We start from the raw sequence: 25,906 nt of genomic DNA, 5'->3' as shown, positions 1-25,906 counted from the left end.
AACATAAAGGGATTACTATGAACTACAATACTATTTATAAAAATCTAAAGGTAACATTTTTTGAAAACAGATTTGCGTCAGATAATGCAGAATTAATAATAAAAGCTAAAGAACAAGGCCGCACGGTCGCTCGTACTATCCACACTGAGACAACATGGTGCGATTATGTTTCAATGGTTATGGATAAGAGCAAGTGGATAACATTCACTGCTACAACGCCAGAGCAATATTCAAAAGAAAAAGAACAATTTGATGGTGTTGTATTTGCCGAAATGATCCCCAATACCGCAAGAAGTGCCAAGAATGTGATTGCTCATCACGCCATTGTGTTGGATATCGATGCTGGGATTACGTTGGAAGAAGTAAAATTAGATTTGGAAGATTTCGAATATGTCCTCTATAGTTCTGGTGGCACTGGCATCAAATGCGGAGAACGTTTCCGCGTAGTACTTCCATTACAAAATCCAATTAGTGCTGAAGAGTACAATAATTACGCATTGGGTTTAAAACAACGTTTTCCATACTCTGATGAATCATTCTCAAAGTCATTACAGATTCAATACAGTCCAATGCTTAATACCGTAATTCCAGAGCTATTTATTGCCTATCATGGTCAAGGTAAGTTCTTCAATATTGATGATGATGTAGAATTGATAAGTCAAGAAGATGCCTATATTTCAAATGTTCAATTTACGAATCCAGAATTTACGGATGAATTCACGTCTAAATTGTTGAATGCCTTGGTTGAACATAATGCGGGGCAGTTGGCATATGAAGAACGCCGCATTCTGGCTAACAGAATGGTTTCTGCGGGTATTTCTCACTTTGACATGGTTCAGGTATTGGATCGTACTGGCAGGGCAGGAGCAAGCCATAGCGGAGCAGATATAGCAAACATGGCTAATGCTCAATATGGTCATGTTCTGGGTTTGCGTAAGAATCTACCACAAGATTTTCAATTTGAATTCAAGGTTCAGCCTACAGTCATTCAACATTCACCTAAAGTTGATGTAGTAAACAATTATGATGCTGAATTCTGGTTAGCTGCAGATCAATATTTGGATAGTATAAGTAATCAGATTGATTGGGATCATAAATTAATATTACTTCATGCTGATGTGGGTGTAGGTAAGAATCATTTCTTCAAAGGTATGGACAACCACAAGGTAGTTGCACCGTTAACTTCTATTGTAGTTAACAATACAACACAAGTCGGGTCTAATATTAACAATATTCATGTTGATAGTATCGCAACATGGAATCAAGTATTAGCACTGATGAATCAACCAGCAGTGTGTAAAGACTTAGTATTAGTTATTGATGAATGCCATGGATTAATTTTTGATTACTCCTATAAGAGCAAAACAATAAAACAATTGTATAGAGCTATTGGTATGTTCAAGTCAGTTGTTATGATGAGCGGGACGATTGAACCAAACTACTTCTCAAAATTGAAGTTCGATAAGGTTTATCGTGTTCATAAAAAGCAATTGGCTGTTAAAAGTATCCAGACAATTATATGTGAAGATAAAACTGAGGCATTGCTTCAAGACTTATTGTTAGAACAACATAAATCTATTGTTCTTATCAACAATAAGGAATTGAGCAAGGTAATTATTAGTAGATTAGAATCCATTGGTAAGAAGTGTCTTGAAGTGAATGCTGATGTTAAAAATAGTGCGGCAGTTGTCAATTTCTTTACCACAAAGCAAATGGGTAGTTATGATTTTATCATTGGAACAAATTCAATTATTGAAGGATTATCCATTGAGGGTGAGTTAGAGCAGGCTGTTGTTTACATTTGGGATAGTCTTGATCCAGATCGTATAGAGCAATTTACTAACCGATTCCGCAATGTGACTAGAAGTAAGTCTGTAAAGCTGTACAAGCCTCGTAGTGAGGTTTTACCGGTTCAGATAGAGAATGTTCAGTCTAAAATTGAAGCCGCTCAAAAGGTCGCAGATGGGTTAAATGAGTATGTTAGTTTATTGTCGTTGAATCAGAAATCAAGTTTCCGCAATTCATTCAAAAATGAAATATTTGGTGATTTGGTTATCTGGAATTCTGATTTGGATATTTTTGATGTTAATTACCCATACTTAGATTTTGAATCAGCACAAATTAGAAGCCACAATTCTAATCATTCTTTTGAGGATTTTTCAAATCGTATGATGTGTTATGACTTCACAGTATATTACCCACAATGGCGATTGTCAGATGCTGATGTTCGTCAATCTATCAAGGTTGAAGCAAAAGCAAATAAGGCAAATACAAAACAATCTCATGATGTACTCATGGCTAAATTGGCAGATGATTTCAGTACTGGCAACTTCACAGATGAGCATGACAACCAAGAACAACATGACGAGTATTGGGGCGTTCATGATTCTGTGGCTTCATTGTTGGATGTTGGATTAGCAAAATCAGATGCACCAATTGTCGTCATGAATTACATGAATGATAAAAATTATATTGCTGATGCTTGGACTGATTACAACAATCAAGTGCGATGTAATTCTGTACTGGATCTTATTCGTCAAGAATTGAGCAATTGTGTTGTCAATAATAAGGGCAAGATTTTATTGTTGTCACAAGATGCAGATCGAATTGCTCACTTGGTAGCTCAGAAAGTGTTGTCCGTTTATTATATGGGTGATATTGACCGCATGATTGGAAGTGATCAGTGGGGTTCTGATTTGGTCAAAGTGGTCAAAAAAGATACAAATGAAGTTGAAGTGTCTCACTTGGGTAGTTGTTTCTTATATAAAATGGAAGACCAAGTGAGTCATTTTGAGATAAAACAAAACAGATCAAGAACAATTTTGAGCCGATATATTACTTTGAGTAGTTCAACTCAGATTAGGTTAGATAGCACTCGTCAACGAGCGTTCCAAGTTATCCATGAGAATTTAACAGGATTGGAATTCACACCAATTGATAACGAACAACAACAGAGAGACAAGTTAGCGGCAATCATTGCTTCTAAACGTGATGGTCAATCTATCGTAGTTCGTGATGAGACAATTGTTGTTGATGTCAGTGCTATTAATAACGATTCAATTGTTGAATCAGTCAGTGATAGTAAGCCAACTAACAAGGCAAGAGCATTTATGAAATTGTTATAATAAATTAAGGGCACTCATATTATGGGTGGCCTTTTTCTTTGGTTAAAAATACAAAACCAAACCCTCATAATCCCCAACCCCCGTTTTTACCGAAAATACCAAAAATCCAATATTTTGAGGGTAAATACCCACCTATTTTTTCAGTTTTGAGAATATCCTTTTAAAACAATAGGTTATGAAGATGGGATATGTAGATAAGTTATTGATTTTAAAACAAATTAATTTGAAATACTAAATTGAAACAATAAAATAATCACCAATAACCCCCAATAATTTGCCTGTTCTGATAAAATCCACAATAATAATTTATAATACTTGAAAACCAATCATGCCACCACTTGACCAGCACTACACACCCCCAGCCCTTGCTCGTGCATTGGTGAACAAGATAATAACAATACTCCAACCAACAATTGATTCACAATTCATCGAACCAGCAGAAGGCCATGGAGCATTCACTCAACCGTTACGTGATTTAGGTTATCAACATGTGATCGGTTTTGACATCGATCCCAAAATCCCCCGAACACAAAAACAGGACTTTCTTAAACTTGATAATCCACCACACGGAATTTATATTGGTAATCCACCATATGGTTATAAAGGTGGTAAAGCGGTTCTGTTTTTTAACAAATCTGCTGAAGCAGCGAGTGCAATTTGTTTCATATTGCCTCGTAGTTTTACCAAGCAATCTAATCAACAACAATTAAACCCCTATTTTCACCTCGTGTATTCTCAACCTATTGATCCGGTTTTTTCAGCAACATCCACTCGCACACTGTTTCAGATATGGGTGAAGCGTGATTATCGACGAATCACAATTACGGCAGTCCAACAATCAAAACCAGCGATTTCACGTTGTAGTGCTGAAAAAGCTACCCATTTTTTAATTAGAACGGGCACCAATATTAACTTTGTTCTTGAAAATCCCCACACGCCAAGATCACAGCCAGTCATTATTAATGATTTGCGAGTTCTTGAAAATATTGGTAGATTGAATTCATATAGTAGAAATACAAGTTCTATTATTAAATCAATCACATGCGATGATATAAACAACTTAATGAGATCTCAACCAATGAACAACAAACTACTCAAGATGTTAAACGCTCCTGATTATAATTTTGGATTGTTTATTTCAGATGAAGAATCACGCAAAATTATTTCTACATTAGATGTGAACGATATTAAAGTTCTTGAAAATACCTTACATACTTTTGCTATTGATGTGCAAGATTATCAAGTCAAAAACGCCGAATCATTACGACAAGAAAAATTGGATAAGATAGAATCACTTAAAAAATTGTTGGCTGCCAACAAAGACTTGGGTTTGGAGTTCTCAGATTTAGCGGCACTTATTGGCACTACTTCAGAACCAACGACCAAAACCAAGAAACCAGCGAAACCAGCAGCAGGAAACAACTTCACGGTTGAGTGGTTAGAGACAGATAAGAAGACAAATGAAACAACAACCAAAAAGTTTTCAATTGTTAACTTTAATGTGAAGAACAATAAAATAGCTAACGATCAATTCTTCATTTCTGCTATGAAAAAAATGGACAACAACCTATTCGAATTCATGGCTACTTACTCAACTGATTATCAGCAGTATTGTAACGCAAGCTATAATGGTTCAAGTTTTTATATATCCAATTCACGTTGGAATGCTGAGGCCAATCGCCAGTTTGACAAATGGGTAAGTGAACAACAACCATTACCAGAAGATATTAAAGAACAACGTAGTATGTTTAAAGCAGCAGTGCTAATAAAATAAAACTAATCCACTCTCAATACTGTACACACTGAGAGTGGATTATTTCACAAAATCATATTCTTACTGGTCAACAATCGATATACTAATAACCACAATTTTCAATCACAGTGTTGAAATTGGATATAACACATGGAAATTACAATAAGGAGCAGTTAACGATGGCTAATTCAATTTACGTAACAGTCATAGGGGAAACGCAGGGGATGATTTCTGCGGGATGTTCAACTTTTGATTCTATAGGAAACAAATACCAAGTAGGGCATGAAGATCAGATAGTTGTGTATTCTCTTGAACATGCTATATCAAGAGAGCAGCATGTAAATCATGGGCCAATATCATTCATTAAACCGATAGATAAATCATCGCCTCTTTGGGGGGTTGCTATATCTAATAACGAGTGTATGGATGTAAATTTTGTTTTCTACAGAAACTCACCTTCTGGTGCTAATGAGTTGTTCTACTCAATTAAGTTAACTAAGGCTTACATAAGCAGGGTTAATATTATATATCCACATGCTATTGATCATGCGAGTAATCAACCAGAAGAGATGATTACTTTAAAATATCAAAGTATAACATGGGAGCATCATATAGCAGGAACAACCGGCTATAGCCTATGGGATGAAAGGATCTTTTAATCTAACAAGTGTGACTCACATTAGATTATGTGAGTCACACTTGGTATTACTAAAACCAAGGACAATCTCTAAATTTAACAACAAATAGAAATATCCATGATAGGGCAAATGCCGCGATACTAATGTTTATAATTATCCCTTTAAATTTTGTCATTATACAGTAAATTACAACAGGGATTATTGCTAATAATATCGCTATAGCCATTACACTTCTGTAATCATCTACGACAAAAACTTTAATTACATCACAAATGTTTTTAATTTCATCCCCATCAATGAAAGACTCTGCGTTGAAAGAGCTGGAAATGAGAGATGAAAATATTAAAAACCAAACATATATAACCACGATAATTGAAAGCGGTGTTATTTCTCTCATGTTTATATACCTAATATCTTTTTTATAATATCTCTTCTTTTTATTATTACTCGTCCGTAAGAAGAGTAACTCCTAATTGGATTTCCTTTCTCAGCATTTATTGATGAGATGAAATCTTTTTTATCTCTATCTATCCCTCTATTATATCTTGATGCGGCTATTATTATTTGTTCATCTGTAATATTTAAAGTATCTATTATTCCTGGGTTGTCATGTATTATAAGCTCTTTCAGGTGTTTGGCTACTACACTTATATTGAAATCATCATCTAAAAGACAATTGGCTAACTGTAATTGTTGTGTTGAATTTAATTGATCCGGGTCAATGCCGAGTGTCTCAGCAGCAGCTCTAAGTTGAATTGCCAAACTCCCAACAGATGTGGCATTTGATCTTTTATTTCCACTTCTTTTAAAAAAATCCATAAGTTGAAATGCTTGTAAAACACCATACGCCTTGAATCTCTCAGGAACTCCGGCCACTTCAGCTATAGTAACCCCAGCTAAAAGTAATACTGGGATTCTTTCTTTTTGTGAATATCTTATTATTTTATCTCTATTGTATTGAAGGTATGCTGCCTTATATGCCCATAATCTAGGCTCACCGGTTCCAAATCTTCCATTATTGGGTAGTAGTTTCCATAGGGAAAAATCAACACCATTCCATTTAGGAAAGCTAGATGTTGAGTTTATATCACAAAACTGATTATTCATTATGGTTGGCTCCTTGCCTCTATATCAACATAACTACACAACTTTAATATACATCGAACAAAAAATACAGTGCTGAAAAGAATTATCAAACTGATATGCGAAGATATGCGATATTAGACTACGTTTGACGAAGATATTAGACTTCCTCTAACATCTGCGAACTTCCTCTAACATCTGCGAACGTGCGTGAACTTCCTCGATATTGTCAATGTGAACAAAAATCAACCAATTAAAACGAAAAGCGATAGGTTCTCCTGATAAATCAATAGCTTGCGTAGTTTCAAGCCACCATTGCTTAATGCGTATGAGTCTCATTTAGACATCCCCGAACCGCATCCAAAAAAATCCATAAATAATTGAGAAAACTTATTAGGAAAAACAAAATGATATCTCTTTTACAACTATCGAGAAATTATGGATACGATGAATCCACGGTAAGAAAATGGAAGCAACAGGGAATGCCTCACGGTAAAGACATAGCCGATGAAATCACAATACAGTGGATTGTTGAAAACCAAATTAAACCACTAAGAAATACCGACGTTAAAGAACAAATCGAAATCCAACGTTTATTAAAACTTACTGCCGAAGCACGTCAAGCCGAGATTGATTTAGAAATTAAAATGGGATCACTTATTGAAACTCAGTACTTGGAAAATGAATTAAGTACTTTCTTCAAACGTATTCGCGATCATATACGCACAGTACCAAACAAATCATATCTTGAACTATTCGAACAAGAAAATGCGGCAGGTCTAAAGCGAACGTTACAGCAAACAATAGACAGTTGTTTAAATGAAATAGGAGATTTTAAATTAGGGGGCAAGGATGCCGAACAAGAACAATCAGAAGTTAAAGAAAATACTACAAAGGTCAATAAAGAAAATATTACCACCCAAAAAACTACTACCAAGTGAGTTTGCCGAAAAGTATTTAATATTACCTGATGGTGCAAGTACTGGACAAAAGATAAGGTTATACGCATATCAACGTGAAATGTTAGATATAATAGATAATCCCCAATATCGTAAAATTGTTTATAAGACGAGTTCACAGGTATCAAAAACAACATTATTAAATTCAGCAATATTCTATTGGATGTTTACAGATCCTTCTAATATTGGAGTGGCACAAAGTACTGGTAACGAATTGAAACAATGGAAAGCCGGTAAGATTGATACAACGATTGAAGCAGTACCAGAACTTAAGAATTTAATTACTGATAAGAACGACAAACGTTACGCAAACAACCAAAATCAAATTCAAATGAAAGACGGTACGTTTCTGTATTTCATGTCATTAGGTAGTCCTAATCATTTAAGAGGTAAAACACTTAAACGTGTAGTACTTGATGAAGTATCAGCAATAGACAACTCAGACGAGGGAAATCCTATACGACTTGCCGAGAACCGTATAACAGACTTTGGTAGCGAAGGAAAAATCCTTATAAGTTCAACACCGACATATTCTGGTGATGCCATTGATATTGAATATCAAAACTCTGATCAACGTGAATGGTTTGTTAAATGCCCCCATTGCCAACATGAACATACGCTTCAATGGGGCAATGTTATATTTGATTGGGAACAAGTAGGAAACCGAAAATTACCAAATCCTAAAACGGCAAAATTAACTTGTCCAGAATGTAAAGAACACATAACTGAATCACAACGTATTAAGATTGTCAGTCGTGGAAGATGGATAGCCCAAAGGCCAGAAGTAACAGATACGGCGGGTTTTCATATTAATAGATTATATTCACCAAATAGTACAATCGAAAGTATTACCTATGAGTTCCGCATGGCTTGGCTCGAATACTCGAACCAATCATTTTATAACACTGTATTAGGTTTACATTACTCAGAACTACAAACAGATCTAGATATTATTAAACTTGAAAATCTACGAGATAATTCATTTGACCTTGAAAATATCCCCGATGAAGTGTTAGGAATTGTCATGGGAGTTGACCAGCAATTAGATAGATTAGAATGTCAGGTATTAGGATTCTCAGATAAACAATTATGGGTATTAGGATATCGCATATTCTACAGCCCTAACTGTGAAGTTCGTGGAGCAAAAGCATATACAGAGCTAACACAATTCATAACACAACAATTCAAAACGGTATCAGGTCGTCGTGTAAAAGTACTTAAGGCTTTCGTAGATAGTGGTAATGGGAGGGCCACACAGACAGTGCTGTCATATTGTAATACTTCCCAAATATTAATGGCAATAAAAGGTTCTTCATCTAAAACTGGGGCAATGTTCAAAGAATCAACCAGTGGCGGTAATAAGTGGTGTAACTTAAACGTACACGAAGGGAAGATGTGGGTTCGTAACCTAATTAATAATTCCCTCTCTGATAATCCAGATGACGCCCCATTAAAAATATTATTCAGTCATGATCTACCAGATGATTACTTTGCACAACTGACATCCGAAGCGTTAAAACGTAAGGGTGATGTTTTTGCCTGGGTACTTAAACAAGGGCAAAAACGTAATGAAAGCCTTGATACATTAAATTATGCGTTGATAGCCATGAAGTATTGTTTACAGAAATTGGGTGCTCAACCATTCAAAGAATTACGCACATACGCAGCGAAACAACGAGAAGAAAAGCAAATCCCAATCCCAATATTTGAAGAACAAAATGATAAATACGAGAAGAAATCTAAATCTAAACCAAGACCTAAACCCCGAAGTGGTGGTAACAATTGGTTTGGATAAAATGGAGAACATATATGAAAGAACAAGTTTATATTGGTGAATTATTGTTAGAAGTAATGCCACCTAATTCAATACTGACTATCGCTAATAGTACAAAAACATTAGTAATTATTAAGAATGAAACTAATGAAAGTTCAACAGTCCCAATTGATACGTCAGATTGGATTGCGGGATTATATACATATGTACTTAATAGTGGAGCTATGACAATAACAACAATAAATGTTATTAATCCAATGGCACAAACGGATCGCTTAGTAGAATTACAGAAGCAATTAGATGATATTAATAATCTAATAACTGCCAGAATTAGTGGTGATGTATCTCAATTAACAATAAATAATAAAACGCTGGTGCATGAAGATCTGAATACTTTACTCACATTGAAATCTTCAATTACACAACAAGTTAATAACCTAAAGAAAAAGATAATGAAAAATAGTAATCAAGGTTTTTTTAAATCAATTATTCATTGTCGCACTCGATAAAAAGGAGACACAAGGATGTGGCCTTTTAATAAACAACAACCACAAGCACTACCAACACTACCATCAACACGTCACCACAAAACAAGTAGAAAATATAATAACAATAATAATACGAGTGTTAAGAGAGATTTAGATAATATCCGAAACTTACCGAGCCAGATCTTAGGGCAGTATGGGAATGGTGTTAATAACGTCTCTATCAATGCCGTCCTGCGTCAGAGTTTAACGAGTGTAAGGGATGCTTGCCGTTCATTAGTGATTCAAAATCCATATGCCCGACGCTATGTACAGCTCAGTAGTCAACAGACCGTAGGTGCAGATGGGATCACAGTTCGCCCACAACCTTTGTCACATGATGGAACCGTGAATCAAGTACTGGCAGATCAACTTGATAATTTATTCTACCAGTGGGCCGAGCAGGCTTCCGAATTTTCTTTTGATGGAAGTATGTCGATAGATATCTTCCAGCAAGTAGTCGAACGTACAAGAGCTACTGATGGAGAGTGCTTCATACGCATTCACAAGAATCATAATAAAGTACAGGTAGAATTGATTGATAGTGCTCGTATACCAAGTACAAAGAATGAGCTACTTACTGATGGTTCATATATTAGTAATGGAATCGAGTTTAACGAACACGACCAAGTACTGGCATACCATGTAGCTAAGATTCATCCCTTGAATTACACGATAAGTACAAATGATTGTCAGCGAATTGAAGCAGAAGAAATTATTCATTACTTCATTCCAGAATTTCCAAAGCAACAACGTGGTATTCCCGATCTAATCGCCAGTATAAAAACACTTAATGATTTTAATGCTTATCATGAAGCAGCAATTATCCAGAAGCGACTTGCTTCTTCTGCTATGGCATTTATAACAAGTACTGACAATAATCAGGATGAACTGTTAAATGATTCAAATGAAGATAGAGAGTCGATCGAATATTTTCAAGCTGGCACAATATACGAATTACAATCCGGCCAGCAGATACAAACTGTAAACCCACAGGCGGGTACTGACAAGATTACAGAATTTTCAGATTCAGTTTTAACTACTATCAGTACAGGGTTAGGTATACCAAAAAGTATGCTAACGGGTGATACACAAAATGCGTCATTCAGTGCCGCTAAAATGGCAGATCGTATAAATCGCGATGGTATGAAAACTAAATCTAATCTGATGATCAGTAAAGTACTGAAACCTATTTTTAAACTTTGGCTATCAAACATAATGATAAATAAATTAAAGAATCTTTCTTTTAAAGATTTCGACGAATTATCCAATTGTTCTTTTATTTTACCAAAACAAATCTCGTTAGATCCGAATAAAGATGCTCAATACGAACAAACATTATTGTCGATGGGCGTGAAGAGTAAATCAATGATCATGCGTGATTTGGGATATGAACCGCAACGTGTATTTGAAGAGTTAGAACAGGAACGCGAACAGGAACAATTGATAAATAAAGATATGGAAATTAATAATAATAATGTTCAAGGAAACGAACTAAATGAAAAAATTGAAGATGAAGAAACAAACGAGGGAGATCAACCTATCAATTGATGATATTGATACCTCACAGAATACCGTAATGTTAGCTTTCAGCTCAGAACAACCAGTAACCCGTAATATCAATGGAACTGACTATAACGAAATCCTTTTACATGGGATTGAGAATGTAGATCTAAGCCGCCTAAATAATAAAGCAGCAATGCTATTCAATCACGATTTTGATCAACATATTGGTGTTATTGAAAGTGCTTCAATCGATAACGACAAGATAGGCCGTGCCATTGTTCGCTTCTCATCCGTTGGGTTGGGGTCTGAAAAATATCAAATGGTTCAAGAGAAAACATTAACTAAAGTATCGGTAGGTTATGAAGTTATAGATTATACAATCGATGGTGAGAATCTTTTAGTTAATAAATGGTTCCCGTATGAGATTTCGATGGTTTCAGTTCCGGCCGATGATTATGTAGGTATTGGTCGCGGTCGTTCAGAAGATGAAGATCAATTCAATTTAATGGTCGCGAAATATCGTGAAGAAGTTGAAGAACTAATTCGTGAGCAAGAAGATGAAACAATTGAAGAAGTTGTAGTTGATGAAGAAGAACGAAATGAAGATTCAGAATTTGATTTAATGGTTGCGAAATACCGTGATCAAATTGATGAATTAATTCGCGAACAAGAAGAAACAGAATCAGAAGTTCAGGATGAAGTTCTGGATTCAGAAGAAACAGAAACAGAAGAACAAGAAGAAGAAAGAGTTGAAGAAATTGAAGCTATTTCACGCACTCTTAAAATTTCTAATGTAATTCGCGATAAAGCAATAAAAGAAGGTATGAGCGTTTCAACGTTCAAAAAACGTATTTCAAATAATAATAATAATATTATCAAGGATGATAAAAAAATGACAAATAAGTTCTCTCTAAACGATGCGATTCGTTCAATCATGGATGGTACAAGTAACAATCTAACTCAAGGTAAGAATGGTACGGAAATTCCATTTGAAGCGTTCGAGCGTGCTTTACGTGCTGGTGTTTCAACCACTAACGCAAAAGGTGTAATTTCAAATGAAATTTTGTATGGTTCATTTGTTGACGTACTACGTGCTAATAGTATCTTAGCTAATTTCCCAATTCAAATGTATACCGGTTTAACTTCTGAAATTAGTATTCCGAAATTAACCGCAGATTTTACTAATTCATTTGGGTTTATTTCTGAGGATGGAGCAAGTCCAGAGGTTGATGCTAATTTTGAGTCTATTAAACTCGTTCCAAAAACATTTACTGGGTCAGTCCCGTTAACCAGAACCGTTTTAAAAAGTTGTCCTCAGATTGAGCAAATCGTTGCACAATCAATCGTGGCTGGGTCAGCAGAACGCCTTGAAACATTGATCATGGGAGCTGTAGTAGCCGCGGCTGTAGCGTCTGGAAACGTAACTAACGTGACTGCATATGATTACGCTTCTATTGTTGAAGCACAGGGGAAATTGGGTAATGTAGGCGTCAATTTTGGTACTATCTCAGCAGTGATGAGTCCGTCAACAAAATCTACGTTGCGTAATACTTTGCGTGGTGAAAACACCGCAGCAGTATATCTTTTAGACGATGGCGATCTATGTGGTGTTCCGGCTTTTGATTCAAAAATTCTGGCCGGACAAGGTGACTTTGTAATTCTTGGTGACTTCTCAAATATAGCAATTGGTGAATGGGGTTCATTAGAACTGGACATGGACGATACAACAAATCGTAATAAAGGTTCTGTAATCGCTCGCGTATGGGCTGATATTGATTTCAAACTTACTCGCCCAGAAGCATTCCAAGTTATCCGCATTCAAGCAGCAGGTAAGTAATAATGAGAGCATTCAGCAATAAAGATAAAAAAATCATGCTGTCTGCTTTCGGAGAAGCTCTATTATTAAGTACTGGAGTATCAATTATGGTACTCCACGAACAATTGGAAGTAGTATTTGAAGAAATGGTAAGTACTGAAAGATATTTCACATGTGCTTTGGAAGATATATCCCTGAAATCACAATTTACAATAAACGGCAAGAACTATGTAGTCCGTAGGATAGTTGATGACTTTTCAGGGGTAGTTAATGTTTATTATGAGGCCATACAATGAAACGATTTGATATTAAAAATACAATAGTTCAATTGTTGAAATTGAATGGCCTAATAGTAAGATATCCAACAGCCAGTAGTATACAGGAAGATATTTATACCTTATTCGCTGGTGATATGAGTGAATCATATAATCCAGTAGGTATGGACAACACAAAACGATACGCAGAATTAGATATTGATTTTGTGGTGCTGGCATATGATGAGCAATTGTGTAATACAATACTATCTCAAGTAATTGAGGTTATCATTCAAGATAGTACTTATGTTGTACTTTCCGAATTAGGTATTAAGGTAACTTCCATAACAACCTCTCAAGGTTTTTCAAATTCTGATAGAGATTCAAACGATATAGCATACGCATATGGACAAACAATAAAAATAAATTATATCGAAGGGTAACATATGGATATTTTCACGGGGAGTAATACATATTTGATGTATTGTGATGATCTTACAAACACATCACCAAAGAATACAAACTTCACACAATTAAACAACCTTGCTACCTTTCCATCATTCCAACAAACATCAGAAGTGAAGAGAATAGAAACATATGACTCTGAATATTCAAATGTTCAATTAGGTTCTATGAATCTGGAGCCAATAACAATAACACTAAATTATGTACTCGATAATGTAGTATTAGATCAGTACTACAATAATAATACAGAATTTCAATTGATGCTTTGTATGGAAAATTCGAATGATGTTTTGAATTACATAATTCTAAATGGACAAATAACATCAACACAGATTGATGGTGATAAGGATTCAACAGTGACTAAGACATACACATTTGAACCAACGGACATACAAGCAAGAGGATCAGTGGCAAATACGGAATTATATCGTTCTGATTATGGAGTAGGAAGTAATGGTGTCGAATATCCTCATAATACTACCAGTACTGGAAATGGATTTTTCCTATTAGATAAAAACGCATCTAACAATAGTCTTGGTGTAGATCTAATCGGTACACAAACAATTAATAATGGTAAAACCTCTCAGATGTTAATTACTGATACTGGTACAAATCCAATATTTCGACTTCGTTCAAATAATGGTGATTTAGTTAAAGTTTATACAACAATTGAAAAACCATCCTTATTAGAATTAGGGGCTATTTCAGCACAAGAATTAAATACTGCGATTGATGATACTAAAACATATGTCAGCACTAATTATTATAATAAAACACAAGCTGATATTATAACAAATGAGTTGAAATTGTATTCAGATACTAATTTTAGTACTAAGACAAGCGTAGCTATTGATATAGCAGAATTGAAATTATATTCAGATACAACATTCCCAACAAAGGTAAATGTAGGTGCTGATATAGCAGAATTGAAATTGTATTCAGATAGTACATTCAGTACTAAAGTTGATACTACAACAGATATTGAAACTTTGAAAACTTATACAGATAGTACATTCTCAACCAAGGTAAATGTAAGTACTGATATAGCAGAATTGAAATTGTATTCAGATAGTACATTCTCAACCAAGGTAAATGTAAGTACTGACATAGCAGAATTGAAATTGTATTCAGATAATAGTTTTAGCACCAAAACAGAATTATCAACAAAATTAAATTTATCGGGCGGGACATTAACAGGGCCATTAGTCTCTAAACAATCTGGTGCTATAACCTTCACACCAATGGATAATACTGCGTACAACTGGATTCACTGGACTCAATTTGATGGCACTGCTGGCTGGCGTATGGGTCGATTAGAAAACAACGGGCCATTTTATCTCAGAGATTATAGTCCCAACGGAGTAACAGCACTTAGACTTGAACAGGGGCAATTTATATTAACTTCGAATACAGCGGCTGATACACCGTGGATTAATGCCACGCTACAAAATGGATGGACAGTAACCGCAAATCGAAGATGTGTATATAGAAAGATATTAGGAATGATTTATATTGAAGTCGGTATAGAATCTGGAACCGTGGGAGCTGGAAATGTTTCAACTCCCGCATTTACGTTACCTGTAGGTTATCGACCACAAACTCAGGTAATTGTTCCTATAAGCGGTAACTTACCCGCAATAACGGTTGGCACTGTTCTTCCTAGAGCTTACGTTGCCCTTGATGGGTCAGTCTCAATATTAAATGTTCCGGCGAATTCAGCAATCACATTCTGTCTTTTCATGTCAGTTCAATAAGGTGTATATAATGAAAATAAACATATTAGATAAGAATGGTTTTTACGTAGAAGATCATGTTGAGGGGGAGTTACCAACATACTGGACAAAAGATTTAGTTGGTAACGGTTATTATAAAGCTCAATATCAAGAAGCAAATATAGATGTAGATACAGGCGAATGGACAGGTGGTACATGGGTAGAAACGAGTGGCCCCTCATTAGATGATCTTAACCGAGCAAAACAACAATTTAATGATGATTCAATAATTAAAAAGAACCAAATGATAAATGATGCCAGTACTCGAATATCGATTCTAAATGATAGAATTGAGATTGGCGAAGAAAGACAAGATGAACTATTAGAATGGAAATTGTATCGTATTGCCCTTGATGATATTGATATAAGTATTATCCCCATAGTATGGCCTGTCATTCCAAGTAGATAAATAATAATAATGTGGAGACACGAAGTTTCCAATATAACAAAAAGGATTTTAAATATGTTTGATATTTTTAGTGGTTCTAATATAACCGTAGAATTGGGCGAGGCTGGGTCAGAAGTTAGTACTTCATTCGTGATTGTTCCCGAGGTCGCCGCGTTCCCAAGTACTGGTTCCGAATCAGCAGTAATCAGCGTTAAGACATTCGGCTCCGTATATGATCGTAAATTAGTAGGTACACGTAATCAACCAGATATTACCCTAACAGTTAACTGGCTACCCGATAATGTACAACATTTAGCATTACTTAAAGCAGCCGAAGATCAAAGCCGTGTACAGGTTCGTATTAGTTATTATGAGAATGCGACTAAAACAACTGGATACTTTACAGTACTAAATGGATTTATTTCTAAAGACACAATTACTGGTGATAAAGACAGCGTAGTAACTCGCGAATTTACCCTAAGTGTTGATGGTGCTCCTGTGAAATCTGGATTACTTCCGGTGGTTGAATAATGAATATTCAAAACCTAATGTTAGTTATTGGTACTAAGTTACATCCAATAACATTAACCCCCGAATTCACAGTATATGTAAAACTTCCAACACTTGATACTTTCGCAAAATGTGACAATTCAACTAATACAATATTCAATTGTATTGTAGATGCTAACGGTGAACAATTGTTTGAAAGTACTTCTCAAGTTGAAAAAGTAGATTTGAAATATTTGACCATTATGAACACAGAGATCAACAAAGTTTTTCAGGAATCTATGAATTCAGATGTCCCTAAAACTGAAAAAAAAAATAAGATGTGATCCACAGGTTCAGTACTACCTTTCAGTACTGGCAAGGCGAGGGCATAGTTTCCAAGAAATGGGGGCTATGCCCTTACCTTTATTCAATGCCTTGTATATCTATGAGAATCACATTGCACCATCTGGCCCACGTATTGATCAAATCCGACATGCACAAGTACTGGAAACGCTCTATAAATCATCTGGCAACATGTCTAAAGAGGGTATGCGTTCGATCAGTATTCAGGACTTTGATATGTGTGGTCTAATTTCGGGAAAATCACAACAAGAATTATTAGAAGAACAGAATAAGAAAAAACATGACAACATGATGCGATTGTTCACGGAGGATAAAGATAATGGCAGCAAATAATCAATCGTTGGTATTCTCAATATTCGGCGATACGACACAACTAACTCAGGGCTTGAATAATGCGAACAAATCACTACAAACTTTTGGACAACAAACTGGTGGCGTGGTTGGCGACCTAACCAGTAGGTTTGGTGGATTAGCCGCAAACGCAGGATCCCTAAGTACTGGGTTGATGGGTGTAGCGAGTGTTGGAGCTATGGCGATAACGGCTCTTGGTGGTTTGGCTTTGGCGAGTAATGCTTACGTTCGTGAGTTAAACCAGATTAGTACAACATCAGGTGTTTCTATTGAGATGCTTCAACAATTAGAAAAAGCATTTTACGGTACTGGCCTCAGTATGGAGAAATTCGGGAATATCAACACGCAAGTCATTGATAAACTTGGAGAAGCGTATAGTACTGGCGGCGGTGTGGCAGCAAACTTACAATCGTATGGAATTGAACTTCAACAATATAACAAGTATTTGAACCAGACCGATGGCGGCCTAAAAGCTGTTGTACATACGTACTATGAAATGGCCAGGGCTGGAAAAAACGCATCAGAAATAAAAAACGTCATGGAATCATTGGCTGGTGATAGTTCTATTTTGGTTTCAACGTTGAAACAACACAGTTCAGAACAAGATGCCCTGAATTATATTCAAAGTCAGAATATTACTTTAACGAATGAAAGTGCCGAGAAATATAAAGAATTTGATGCTCAACTTAATACTCTAACTGGTACTACAAAATTATTAATGGCAGAAGGATTAACACCATTGATTGGTGGTATTAACGCACTTGTAGCATCAGTGACAGAACGACCAAAGGAAATGGGTTTCTTTAATGAATTGAATGATCGTATTCGAGAATCAACAGGTTCATTACAAGACATGATTGATATTTGGCAGCAATTACGAAATGCTGGCAACCTTAATTACATGGGTGGTGGTTTTCAAACTGGAGCTATGGATAATGGTACTAAAGATCCAGTTCAAGAATCGATTAATAGTGTTCGTCAAAAAGCGATAGACTTAAAAACTGATTTGGCAAACGCAATCGCAGAAGCTACAGCACCCAAAGGTGGATGGGTAGATCCGAACAAAATTGAATCTGATATGAAAGCCGCAGCAGCCAAGGCAGAAGCAATAGCAAAAGCGATGGCAGCGAAACGTTTACAAGCCGAGAATACTTTAACTCAAACAATGGCACAGATATCAAATAGTGCAGCATCCTTGAAAATAAAACAATTCAATTATCAACAAGATCAAATTGAGAAGAAACTTCGCGAAAGTGCAGCAACATTACAATTATCAGAGCAACAAACTTCCGAATATTTACAACAACAATATCAATCCAGATCATCATCATTCAAATCTATGATTGATTCTATGATCCAAGAAAGTGATCCCAAGAAGTTACAGGAGAATTTGGCGGCTATTGGTGACAAGTTAAATCCAGAACAATTGGGATTAGTTAAAAAAGCACAGGATGAACGTATTGGTCTTAATCAACCGAATGCTGATAATCCTTTTGATAGTCGTAATAATGAAGTTGCCCTAAATCAGTTACAAGCTCAACAGAATGAAGAACTGATAATTAATAACCAATTGTATGCCGCAAAATTACAATCATTAGATGAGTATGAGAAACGTAAGTCTGAAATCCAATTATTTTATGCTCAAAAGACGGTAGCACTTGAAGCAAATAGTCATTCAGCACAGTTAACCATGATATCAACCGCCGCAGGGGATATGGGTATTATCATGGAGGGGGCTTTTGGTAAGTCGTCAGGTATCGCACAGGCGGCCTTCGCGGTTCAGAAGGGTATAGCTGTTGCTAACGCAATTATTAATATTCAAGCTGGAATAAGTAAGGCTATTGCGTTGGGATTTCCTCAGAATTTGCCCGTAATTGCTTCTACAATCGCTCAAGGTGCTTCAATTGTCAGTACTATACAAGGTACTCAGATTGAGGGACAGGCACATAGTGGTATTGATTCAATCCCAACTGATAACAGTACTTGGGTATTAAAAGCTGGGGAACGTGTTGTTCAGCCAGAAGCTAACCGTGACCTCACTTCATTTTTGTCGACTACACAGAATGGTGAAAGCACTGGCGAGATCACAATACAGGCTCCCCTTATTTTACAAGGTGGTGGAGATATCAGTTCACAACGATTCACCGAAATGTGTAAACAACACGCAGATGTTATATTACAAGCAGTTCGTCAATCTCAACAAAGAAACTCATAATACTAAGCCACCTAAGACGTGGCTTTTTTGTTAATAAATAATGGAGAACAATACAACATTAGGAGTCCTCAAAATGTTCTCTAAAAACATTCTTATCAGTGATTTCGTATTATCTGATAATCAACCATTGTACCAAAATCAATCATGGACTGGTCAAACAATATCAAGATCAACAGGTTGCCAGTACTATACGCTTACTTTCAAAATTCAGGCAACCAAACAATTCCGTCAAGAAATTCAAGCATTCCAAGCCCAATATGGCCTAAGTCGTCCCTTTGAACATTCCCTTGGCTGGTATAGCCAATATAACGGGGGGCAACAATCGTTAGTACAGGCATTGGCTATTTCAAATGCAGGTTCATATGTTATTAAAGTACTTGCCAGTACTAAATTAGAAGTAGGAACTATCATACAATTTACCAATCATAAAAAGATATATAAGATTATTAGTAATGATGGTTTGGGTAATCTATCCATATATCCATCTCTAAGAAAAACAGTGCAATTATCTGAAAATATCAAATTTAATAATATCATGGGTACATTCATCTTACAGAACAGTAATGATAAGACTGATTATAATTCGGGAAATATCATAAGTATGAACATATCCGCAATTGAGGATGTAACATCATAATGAACAATTCAATCCTAACTAATCCAGATCTGATCAAGTACTGGAATGTTACTCGTGGTGGTAATAAGACCGTACTAACAGAATCTGATGTATATCAACTCAATGTTGTTGTTAAATGCTTGGATGTTATTCCTAACAGTACTACAGCTCCAATTTACATCACAGATTCATGGACAGACCTAACAGCAAATGGCATCGATTATAAATCTGCTCCCGACTTCATCGATGATTCATTCAGTACGACAACAGAGAAGAATTCAATATCTAACAATGGTACTTCATTTAAGATTTCAAATGTCGAACAACCATATATATCACTACTGTCTCAGGGTTTACTTAACAACGCCAAGGTAAACATTTACCTAACAATCCTTAATCCAGCAAATGGTAATGTTATTTCACATGATCGTATGTTTTCTGGTTATATCAATAACTTTGAAAGTACTTTCAGTAATACTACTGGCTCTGTGAAAAATGAAACAACTCTTAATCTTAATTCTATTTGGAAAAAGTTAGATAGAAGCCAGCCAGTACTATCATCTACCAGCATACATCAAAGTACTCATAAAGGGGATCAATTCTTTGATCTGATAGGAATTATTAATAGTACGCAACAATGGAAGAACTAAGGAAGAACTAATGGATCATGGAAGAATCACACAATACCTATCTCAATTATTAGAACAAGAATTCGAATTTGGCGTCAATGATTGTCATATTATGGCATTCACAGTAGTAGACCTAATATTAGGAAATACAAATTATAGGGATGAATTAGTAGGGAAGTACAAAACAGCCAAGGCAGGATTTAGATTACTTGCCAAGAAAGGAACGTTTAAAAACATTGTTCATCTATGCCAAGAATTATGTGATGAAGTAGATCATCCCATGGAAGGAGATATTCTCGTAGATGTGGATGGGTTTCATTGTTCCATATATTGGATGGGCAAATATTTAGTACTGAATCAAGAAAAAAACAAATATCAAATAACAAAGTATTCCACGGATTGTGAATACAAAATTTATAGAATAAGGAAATCATAATATGGGCTTCATCGCAGTAATTGGAGCAGTAATCGCGGGTATGAGTGCGGCAGCAGCAGTAGCCGCGACAGTCAGTACAATAGCCATGATCGCAATTGGCGTTGGGGTGGCCGCATTGTCATATATTGCCAGTGCCAGCATGATGAAAATCGGTAGTTCTGGAACATCAACCTATTCAAGTACGAGTAGTTCAAATTCTCGCTCCACATCCCCAAGCACTGGAATTCCTATAATTTATGGTGGTGACAAGTTAAATGTCAGTACTGAAGCATTCGTGAAAGTGGGTTCAATAGTAGCATGGCAAAACATCCCAAATGATACGGGGGCAAAGTTATGTACGGTTCATGCCATTTCAATTGGTGAATGTGGCAATAAGATCAATCAAATCTATTTCGATAACGTAGCAGTATTGGCACAACCAATCACCAAAGAGGGTATTGTTGATAGTACTTTACTGTTTGACAAGTTCAGACCATATCTACAATTAGAGGTACGATTCGGTAAATCATCATATTCAGGTTCTATGTCATTGGCAAAACAATATGGTGGTTCTCAATGGACAGATAATTTTAGGGGTGATGGATTAGTACAAATATGTTCAGTTATTACCAAGACAGAAGATAGTATGTTGGGTGGAATATTAACCAATCAAAATTATGCTCTCTCTGTAGAGATGAAAGGTCGTCAAATTACAGATATTTTAACCAGTCAGAAATCAAGTTCATCTAATCCCGTAAATCAAGTGTATGATTACTTAACAAATGAAGAATTTGGATTCGGATTTGATTCACAAAATATTGATATGGCATCATTCCAAAACATTGCTCAATACTGTGTTAATCACGAATTGTATTCGAATGGATCAATTGATTACTCAAAAACGTATAAGGAAAACTTAGAAAGTATTTTACAAACATTTGCGGGTGTTATATATGAAAGTACTGGCAAGATCTACCTTACTGTTGATACGGCAGATGTACCCATTTTCGCATTCGATGAGTCATCTATCATTGGTGAAGTACAAGTCGTCTCTGGTACGAATACCGATTATTACAATACAATGGACGTTACATATACGAATCCAATAGGCGATTACAGTAATGATATAGTACGTTATCCAAGTGACCTATACGCATCAGAACAATTAAAACGTGATGGCGTAATTATCAAGAAAGATTTGAATTATCTTTGGGTTCAGGATAAAACTCAATTATCATTTCTTGCCAATAAAGAAATGCGAAAGTCTCAGTACTTGAATACTACTATAACATTTAATTCGCACGTCGGGTATGACCTTAAAGTTTATGATGTCGTCACAATGACATTTCCAGAAATGGGATACAATAATAAGAAATTCCGAGTATTACAAAAAATAATTCCATTGTCTGTTAAGAAAGTTGGGATCAATCAATTTACCCTTATCGAATACTTTGACGAGATCTACAGTGGTAATGATGTTGGAAATTTCCCACAGGCAGGTTCCAGTACTTTACCTAATTCACAATTTGTTCAACCTCCAACGAACCTAACAGTAGTCAAGAAAGGTAATACGGTTAATGGTGGCACTGTAGTACTTAATTGGGATTTCAGCCCTGATTCACAAGTTCGCGGTTATCATGTTAGATACAAGAAATCGAATTCTACAGTTTGGGTTAAATTGGCAAGTCTCAATCAATATCAAAATAGCTATGAAGTCTATGGGCTTGAACCTGATACCAAGTATGATTTTGGTGTGTGTGGATATAATAATATTGGTGTTGTCTCAGAATTGATAACTGTTATGAATTCTATTCCTCAATTGGCGTTCACCCTACCTATTGTTACTGGCTTGAAACTGGATAATGGAGATATTGATCAGTTCAATACTAACAGTACTGATTTTAGTATCTCATGGGATAACCAGAACTCCGTACAGGTCAATGGAAAACCATTTGTTGAGTACTTCAAGTATTATGAAGTGAAAGTTTATGATGGTAATGGCGTATATCTTAAGTCTTATTATTCTCAAGTATCGAACTTTAATTATACATTTGAAATGAATAAAGGTGATGGGATTGGGCGTAAGAGAACATTTGGTATTATTGTGTGGGGATTCTCAAATAATATCTATAGTCAAGAAGTACAGATAACAGTACAAAATCCACAATCGCCAGCTCTCGCAGGGGCTATTTTCAAATCTGGAATTGATCTGTTCTTTGTAGAATGGATAGAATCAAATGTTCCAGATTATGCGGGTATCGTTGTAATGGTCGCCGTAGATATTGAATTCAGCTCTAGCGTTCAGTATTTCCAATCTAATAATGTTTATTCTGCGAGTTTTAACCTATCTGATGGTTCGTATTTCATCAAGGCAGGACAATATGATAAATTTGGTATCGATGGCGTAGTATATAGTCCCCCAATTGGTTTTAACCAGAATAGTAAAGTACCATATTCTAAACTCAATGATGATGTTGTAGATGGAATTATCAATAGTCCTAAATTGGATGGGGTTATTCAATCTCAGGTCACCGATGAGTTGGGTTCTAAATGGCAATTACAGGTTAGTGCTAATGGGAATATAGCGGGGCTTGTTTTGGCGGCAGACGGAAAGGAGAGTGTTGCTACGTTCGTGGCTGATAGGTTCTCAATAATTGGAACAGACGCGGCATCACAGAGTACTAAGGTCTATCCATTCGTAGTACAGAATGGGAAGGTTTATATGAATTCAGCAGTGATTCAGGACGCCAGTATTGGAACCGCACAAATTAATGATCTTTCTGTCTCGAATGCCAAGATTCAGAATGGTGCTATTGATGCTGCCAAGATTAAAGATGCCAGTATTACAAATGCTAAAATTCAGGACGCATCTATTAGTACTGCCAAGATTCAGGACGCATCTATTAGTAATGCGAAAATTGGTTCGGTTATTCAAAGTACTAACTATGTTGCTAATACGTCTGGCTGGCAATTAAATAAAGCCGGGACCCTTTACGCCATGAATATCGATATCAAAGGTAAAATACAGGCTACGAGTGGTACATTCTCTGGAACACTAAGTGCGACAGATGGTGTTTTCAGCGGTACGATTTATGCTGAGAAAATCCAAGGCGATGTGACAAAAACGTACATTCTTAATTCGAACAGCGGTGTTATGACAATTGCGTCCCAACCATTTGCCCGAATATTAGCAATACCCTGTATTCTTAGTTTTGCGTCATCATCGAGTACATCAGGGAGTACGTCAGCAAGTAGCGTTATCACATTATATATAAACGGTAGTAGTATTTTAAATTGGACAACACAAAGTTCAAACGGATCGGCGGCTCAATTCAACTCTCAAAGTTATTCTCTTAATATTGCTGCGAACAGTGTAACAACAATCGAATATCGCTCCTCTGCTTCATACTCAGGTACGGCAAACGCTGGTGTGTTAACGCCGCTCGTTGTATTGGTCAGTAAGTCATAAATAATAGAGCATAATAATAATAATAATAATATGGAAGTAATAATATGGGTCTTGATTTAGCAACAGTTGCCATAGTGTTCTCAATCCTAAGTGTTCTCTGGACAATTTTCCGAGATAGGAAGATTGACGCAGACGGCCTGAATACGAGAATATCAAATATTGAGAGTGATTATCGAGTACTACAAAGTACTGTCAAAATATTAAATGATGATCAAGAAAAAACGAAGGAAACTTTGAAAAATCTTGAAACGTCGATTAATAGTCTTAATCTAAAAATGGAACGTGTAATCACAATTTTGGAAAAGAAGTAACCAAAAGGTCAGCCAATAGCTGGCCTTTTTTCATTTGGGGATTGTTTTGAATCTATTTGATAAATATTCATAACAACAATCAAATGGGATTATTAAAATGGAACTAAAAGCAAAATTAAAAGAATATGAAGGTACTAAGGCATATCAAACGAAATTCGGTTATTTCAAGAATGATAAATTCTGGGTCTATAAGTGTAGCGAAGGATTCCCCACAATAGGGTATGGACACCTTGTCCTAAGAAATGAGAAAGCATACTATGATGGCATAACAGAGCACCAAGCAGATTTATTATTAGAACAAGATATTGAAATTGCCCGTACTGGTGTTAACTCACTAAAATTGAATTTACCCCCAGAGAGCCGTTGGAATGAATTCCTAATCATGATGATATTTCAACTCGGATTAGCAGGGACAAAACAATTTAAACGTTTCTTGGCAGCATTATCAACCGGGAATTACGCTACCGCAATACTTGAAGTAAAAGATTCAAAATGGTATCGACAGACGCCAAACAGAGTAGAAAGCATGATTACCTATGTAGTAAGGGGTTAATTATGGATAAAACAGAATGGAGAATGTGGGGTAATGAGTTTAGGCTTGAAGAAGTAACAGATCATGCGGCATTTGTTTATATGATTCAGTTCCCCGATAGTGGTCAATATTATATTGGGGTAAAACAAGTATACAAAGGTATTCGCAATATTAAAGATTTTGATGAGAATTCTAAACAATCAAATTGGCGTACTTATACATCCTCATCAAAATCTGTTAATGAATATATTGGTGAAGGACAACCATATCGTAAATCAATATTGTATTGTTATAAAACATTACAGGAAGCCTCATTGTGTGAAACTGCCTTGATAAGTATTTTTGGTACACGTTGGGATTGTTTGAACAAAGCAATAATGGTGAAGAATCGATTGTTGAAGGATAACGGTGAACAATTGTTTATTATTCGTCAACTATTAGAGGACTTATCATAAGGAT

General features: G+C 35.8%; 24 protein-coding genes. 22 read left to right on the top strand and 2 right to left on the bottom strand.

All coding sequences use genetic code 11. The annotated features are described in order from the left end of the window. Positions 1-17 precede the first annotated feature (17 nt). From AEP37_RS10610 to AEP37_RS10600, 3 genes are all read left to right on the top strand, one after another. Positions 18-3,125, top strand: coding sequence for a hypothetical protein (locus AEP37_RS10610; RefSeq protein ID WP_049613121.1), 3,108 nt, complete (start codon positions 18-20; stop codon positions 3,123-3,125). Positions 3,126-3,453: 328 nt separating this feature from the next. Continuing rightward, entirely contained in the window at positions 3,454-4,899 is a 1,446-nt protein-coding gene (locus AEP37_RS10605; protein ID WP_049613119.1) for a class I SAM-dependent methyltransferase, read from the top strand. Positions 4,900-5,057: 158 nt separating this feature from the next. Then, on the top strand, positions 5,058-5,537 hold the full coding sequence (locus AEP37_RS10600; protein ID WP_049613117.1) for an Hcp family type VI secretion system effector: 480 nt from the start codon (positions 5,058-5,060) through the stop codon (positions 5,535-5,537). Positions 5,538-5,586: 49 nt separating this feature from the next. On the opposite strand, the gene AEP37_RS10595 is transcribed toward AEP37_RS10600, so the two are convergent. Beyond that, on the bottom strand, positions 5,587-5,913 hold the full coding sequence (locus AEP37_RS10595) for a DUF2645 family protein (RefSeq protein WP_049613115.1): 327 nt from the start codon (positions 5,911-5,913) through the stop codon (positions 5,587-5,589). A 2-nt stretch (positions 5,914-5,915) separates the two neighbouring features. Beyond that, complete coding sequence (locus tag AEP37_RS10590) at positions 5,916-6,623, bottom strand: hypothetical protein (protein ID WP_049613114.1); 708 nt, start codon at positions 6,621-6,623, stop codon at positions 5,916-5,918. Between the two features lie 383 nt (positions 6,624-7,006). On the opposite strand from AEP37_RS10590, the gene AEP37_RS10585 reads away from it, so the two are divergent. From AEP37_RS10585 to AEP37_RS10490, 19 genes are all read left to right on the top strand, one after another. Continuing rightward, positions 7,007-7,540 (top strand): hypothetical protein, encoded by a 534-nt coding sequence (locus AEP37_RS10585; RefSeq protein WP_049613112.1) that lies wholly within the window; start codon positions 7,007-7,009, stop codon positions 7,538-7,540. Beyond that, on the top strand, positions 7,452-9,353 hold the full coding sequence (locus AEP37_RS10580) for a terminase gpA endonuclease subunit (RefSeq protein WP_072086282.1): 1,902 nt from the start codon (positions 7,452-7,454) through the stop codon (positions 9,351-9,353). The genes AEP37_RS10585 and AEP37_RS10580 overlap by 89 nt, the downstream gene beginning before the upstream one ends. Positions 9,354-9,367: 14 nt before the next feature. After that, on the top strand, positions 9,368-9,841 hold the full coding sequence (locus AEP37_RS10575; RefSeq protein WP_049613108.1) for a hypothetical protein: 474 nt from the start codon (positions 9,368-9,370) through the stop codon (positions 9,839-9,841). A gap of 15 nt (positions 9,842-9,856) precedes the next feature. Further along, the gene (locus AEP37_RS10570) at positions 9,857-11,407 is read left to right on the top strand and encodes a phage portal protein (RefSeq protein ID WP_049613106.1); all 1,551 of its coding nucleotides are present in this window, start codon (positions 9,857-9,859) and stop codon (positions 11,405-11,407) included. Beyond that, a complete protein-coding gene (locus AEP37_RS10565; RefSeq protein ID WP_049613105.1) occupies positions 11,355-13,199 on the top strand; it encodes a phage major capsid family protein in 1,845 nt (614 codons plus the stop codon). Before AEP37_RS10570 ends, AEP37_RS10565 begins: the two co-directional genes overlap by 53 nt. A 2-nt stretch (positions 13,200-13,201) precedes the next feature. Beyond that, on the top strand, positions 13,202-13,474 hold the full coding sequence (locus tag AEP37_RS10560; protein ID WP_049613103.1) for a hypothetical protein: 273 nt from the start codon (positions 13,202-13,204) through the stop codon (positions 13,472-13,474). Next, positions 13,471-13,875 carry a hypothetical protein gene (locus tag AEP37_RS10555; protein WP_049613101.1) on the top strand — a complete coding sequence of 135 codons (405 nt, stop codon included), beginning with the start codon at positions 13,471-13,473 and terminating at the stop codon, positions 13,873-13,875. The genes AEP37_RS10560 and AEP37_RS10555 overlap by 4 nt, the downstream gene beginning before the upstream one ends. Before the next feature lie 3 nt (positions 13,876-13,878). Beyond that, on the top strand, positions 13,879-15,651 hold the full coding sequence (locus AEP37_RS10550) for a hypothetical protein (RefSeq protein WP_049613099.1): 1,773 nt from the start codon (positions 13,879-13,881) through the stop codon (positions 15,649-15,651). A gap of 10 nt (positions 15,652-15,661) precedes the next feature. Beyond that, a complete protein-coding gene (locus tag AEP37_RS10545; protein ID WP_082170765.1) occupies positions 15,662-16,078 on the top strand; it encodes a tail fiber assembly protein in 417 nt (138 codons plus the stop codon). A gap of 54 nt (positions 16,079-16,132) precedes the next feature. Further along, the gene (locus AEP37_RS10540; protein ID WP_049613097.1) at positions 16,133-16,588 is read left to right on the top strand and encodes a hypothetical protein; all 456 of its coding nucleotides are present in this window, start codon (positions 16,133-16,135) and stop codon (positions 16,586-16,588) included. Continuing rightward, positions 16,588-16,890 carry a hypothetical protein gene (locus tag AEP37_RS10535; protein ID WP_049613095.1) on the top strand — a complete coding sequence of 101 codons (303 nt, stop codon included), beginning with the start codon at positions 16,588-16,590 and terminating at the stop codon, positions 16,888-16,890. Before AEP37_RS10540 ends, AEP37_RS10535 begins: the two co-directional genes overlap by 1 nt. Further along, entirely contained in the window at positions 16,856-17,242 is a 387-nt protein-coding gene (locus AEP37_RS10530; protein WP_156168571.1) for a hypothetical protein, read from the top strand. Before AEP37_RS10535 ends, AEP37_RS10530 begins: the two co-directional genes overlap by 35 nt. Continuing rightward, the gene (locus AEP37_RS10525) at positions 17,229-19,475 is read left to right on the top strand and encodes a hypothetical protein (RefSeq protein WP_049613091.1); all 2,247 of its coding nucleotides are present in this window, start codon (positions 17,229-17,231) and stop codon (positions 19,473-19,475) included. Before AEP37_RS10530 ends, AEP37_RS10525 begins: the two co-directional genes overlap by 14 nt. 73 nt (positions 19,476-19,548) lie before the next feature. After that, positions 19,549-20,112, top strand: a complete 564-nt coding sequence (locus tag AEP37_RS10520; RefSeq protein WP_049613089.1) for a hypothetical protein — start codon at positions 19,549-19,551, stop codon at positions 20,110-20,112. After that, positions 20,112-20,741, top strand: coding sequence for a hypothetical protein (locus tag AEP37_RS10515; RefSeq protein ID WP_049613087.1), 630 nt, complete (start codon positions 20,112-20,114; stop codon positions 20,739-20,741). The genes AEP37_RS10520 and AEP37_RS10515 overlap by 1 nt, the downstream gene beginning before the upstream one ends. Positions 20,742-20,751: 10 nt before the next feature. Further along, the gene (locus AEP37_RS10510) at positions 20,752-21,156 is read left to right on the top strand and encodes a DUF6950 family protein (RefSeq protein WP_049613086.1); all 405 of its coding nucleotides are present in this window, start codon (positions 20,752-20,754) and stop codon (positions 21,154-21,156) included. A 1-nt stretch (position 21,157) separates the two neighbouring features. Then, positions 21,158-24,604 carry a phage tail tip fiber protein gene (locus tag AEP37_RS10505; RefSeq protein WP_049613084.1) on the top strand — a complete coding sequence of 1,149 codons (3,447 nt, stop codon included), beginning with the start codon at positions 21,158-21,160 and terminating at the stop codon, positions 24,602-24,604. 408 nt (positions 24,605-25,012) lie between these two features. Continuing rightward, the gene (locus tag AEP37_RS10495) at positions 25,013-25,468 is read left to right on the top strand and encodes a glycoside hydrolase family protein (protein ID WP_049613081.1); all 456 of its coding nucleotides are present in this window, start codon (positions 25,013-25,015) and stop codon (positions 25,466-25,468) included. A gap of 2 nt (positions 25,469-25,470) precedes the next feature. Next, positions 25,471-25,902, top strand: coding sequence for a hypothetical protein (locus tag AEP37_RS10490; protein ID WP_049613079.1), 432 nt, complete (start codon positions 25,471-25,473; stop codon positions 25,900-25,902). Positions 25,903-25,906: the final 4 nt, after the last annotated feature.

The organism is Yersinia pekkanenii, from assembly GCF_001152565.1.
GTDB lineage: Bacteria > Pseudomonadota > Gammaproteobacteria > Enterobacterales > Enterobacteriaceae > Yersinia > Yersinia pekkanenii.
This window is presented reverse-complemented; position numbering and strand designations above follow the sequence as displayed.

Excerpts from the sequence above, each read along its gene's own strand:
- AEP37_RS10610 (WP_049613121.1), top strand. The coding sequence starts at position 18 with ATGAACTACAATACTATTTATAAAAATCTAAAGGTAACATTTTTTGAA.
- AEP37_RS10605 (WP_049613119.1), top strand. The coding sequence starts at position 3,454 with ATGCCACCACTTGACCAGCACTACACACCCCCAGCCCTTGCTCGTGCA.
- AEP37_RS10600 (WP_049613117.1), top strand. The coding sequence starts at position 5,058 with ATGGCTAATTCAATTTACGTAACAGTCATAGGGGAAACGCAGGGGATG.
- AEP37_RS10595 (WP_049613115.1), bottom strand. The coding sequence starts at position 5,913 with ATGAGAGAAATAACACCGCTTTCAATTATCGTGGTTATATATGTTTGG.
- AEP37_RS10590 (WP_049613114.1), bottom strand. The coding sequence starts at position 6,623 with ATGAATAATCAGTTTTGTGATATAAACTCAACATCTAGCTTTCCTAAA.
- AEP37_RS10585 (WP_049613112.1), top strand. The coding sequence starts at position 7,007 with ATGATATCTCTTTTACAACTATCGAGAAATTATGGATACGATGAATCC.
- AEP37_RS10580 (WP_072086282.1), top strand. The coding sequence starts at position 7,452 with ATGCCGAACAAGAACAATCAGAAGTTAAAGAAAATACTACAAAGGTCA.
- AEP37_RS10575 (WP_049613108.1), top strand. The coding sequence starts at position 9,368 with ATGAAAGAACAAGTTTATATTGGTGAATTATTGTTAGAAGTAATGCCA.
- AEP37_RS10570 (WP_049613106.1), top strand. The coding sequence starts at position 9,857 with ATGTGGCCTTTTAATAAACAACAACCACAAGCACTACCAACACTACCA.
- AEP37_RS10565 (WP_049613105.1), top strand. The coding sequence starts at position 11,355 with ATGAAAAAATTGAAGATGAAGAAACAAACGAGGGAGATCAACCTATCA.
- AEP37_RS10560 (WP_049613103.1), top strand. The coding sequence starts at position 13,202 with ATGAGAGCATTCAGCAATAAAGATAAAAAAATCATGCTGTCTGCTTTC.
- AEP37_RS10555 (WP_049613101.1), top strand. The coding sequence starts at position 13,471 with ATGAAACGATTTGATATTAAAAATACAATAGTTCAATTGTTGAAATTG.
- AEP37_RS10550 (WP_049613099.1), top strand. The coding sequence starts at position 13,879 with ATGGATATTTTCACGGGGAGTAATACATATTTGATGTATTGTGATGAT.
- AEP37_RS10545 (WP_082170765.1), top strand. The coding sequence starts at position 15,662 with ATGAAAATAAACATATTAGATAAGAATGGTTTTTACGTAGAAGATCAT.
- AEP37_RS10540 (WP_049613097.1), top strand. The coding sequence starts at position 16,133 with ATGTTTGATATTTTTAGTGGTTCTAATATAACCGTAGAATTGGGCGAG.
- AEP37_RS10535 (WP_049613095.1), top strand. The coding sequence starts at position 16,588 with ATGAATATTCAAAACCTAATGTTAGTTATTGGTACTAAGTTACATCCA.
- AEP37_RS10530 (WP_156168571.1), top strand. The coding sequence starts at position 16,856 with ATGTCCCTAAAACTGAAAAAAAAAATAAGATGTGATCCACAGGTTCAG.
- AEP37_RS10525 (WP_049613091.1), top strand. The coding sequence starts at position 17,229 with ATGGCAGCAAATAATCAATCGTTGGTATTCTCAATATTCGGCGATACG.
- AEP37_RS10520 (WP_049613089.1), top strand. The coding sequence starts at position 19,549 with ATGTTCTCTAAAAACATTCTTATCAGTGATTTCGTATTATCTGATAAT.
- AEP37_RS10515 (WP_049613087.1), top strand. The coding sequence starts at position 20,112 with ATGAACAATTCAATCCTAACTAATCCAGATCTGATCAAGTACTGGAAT.
- AEP37_RS10510 (WP_049613086.1), top strand. The coding sequence starts at position 20,752 with ATGGATCATGGAAGAATCACACAATACCTATCTCAATTATTAGAACAA.
- AEP37_RS10505 (WP_049613084.1), top strand. The coding sequence starts at position 21,158 with ATGGGCTTCATCGCAGTAATTGGAGCAGTAATCGCGGGTATGAGTGCG.
- AEP37_RS10495 (WP_049613081.1), top strand. The coding sequence starts at position 25,013 with ATGGAACTAAAAGCAAAATTAAAAGAATATGAAGGTACTAAGGCATAT.
- AEP37_RS10490 (WP_049613079.1), top strand. The coding sequence starts at position 25,471 with ATGGATAAAACAGAATGGAGAATGTGGGGTAATGAGTTTAGGCTTGAA.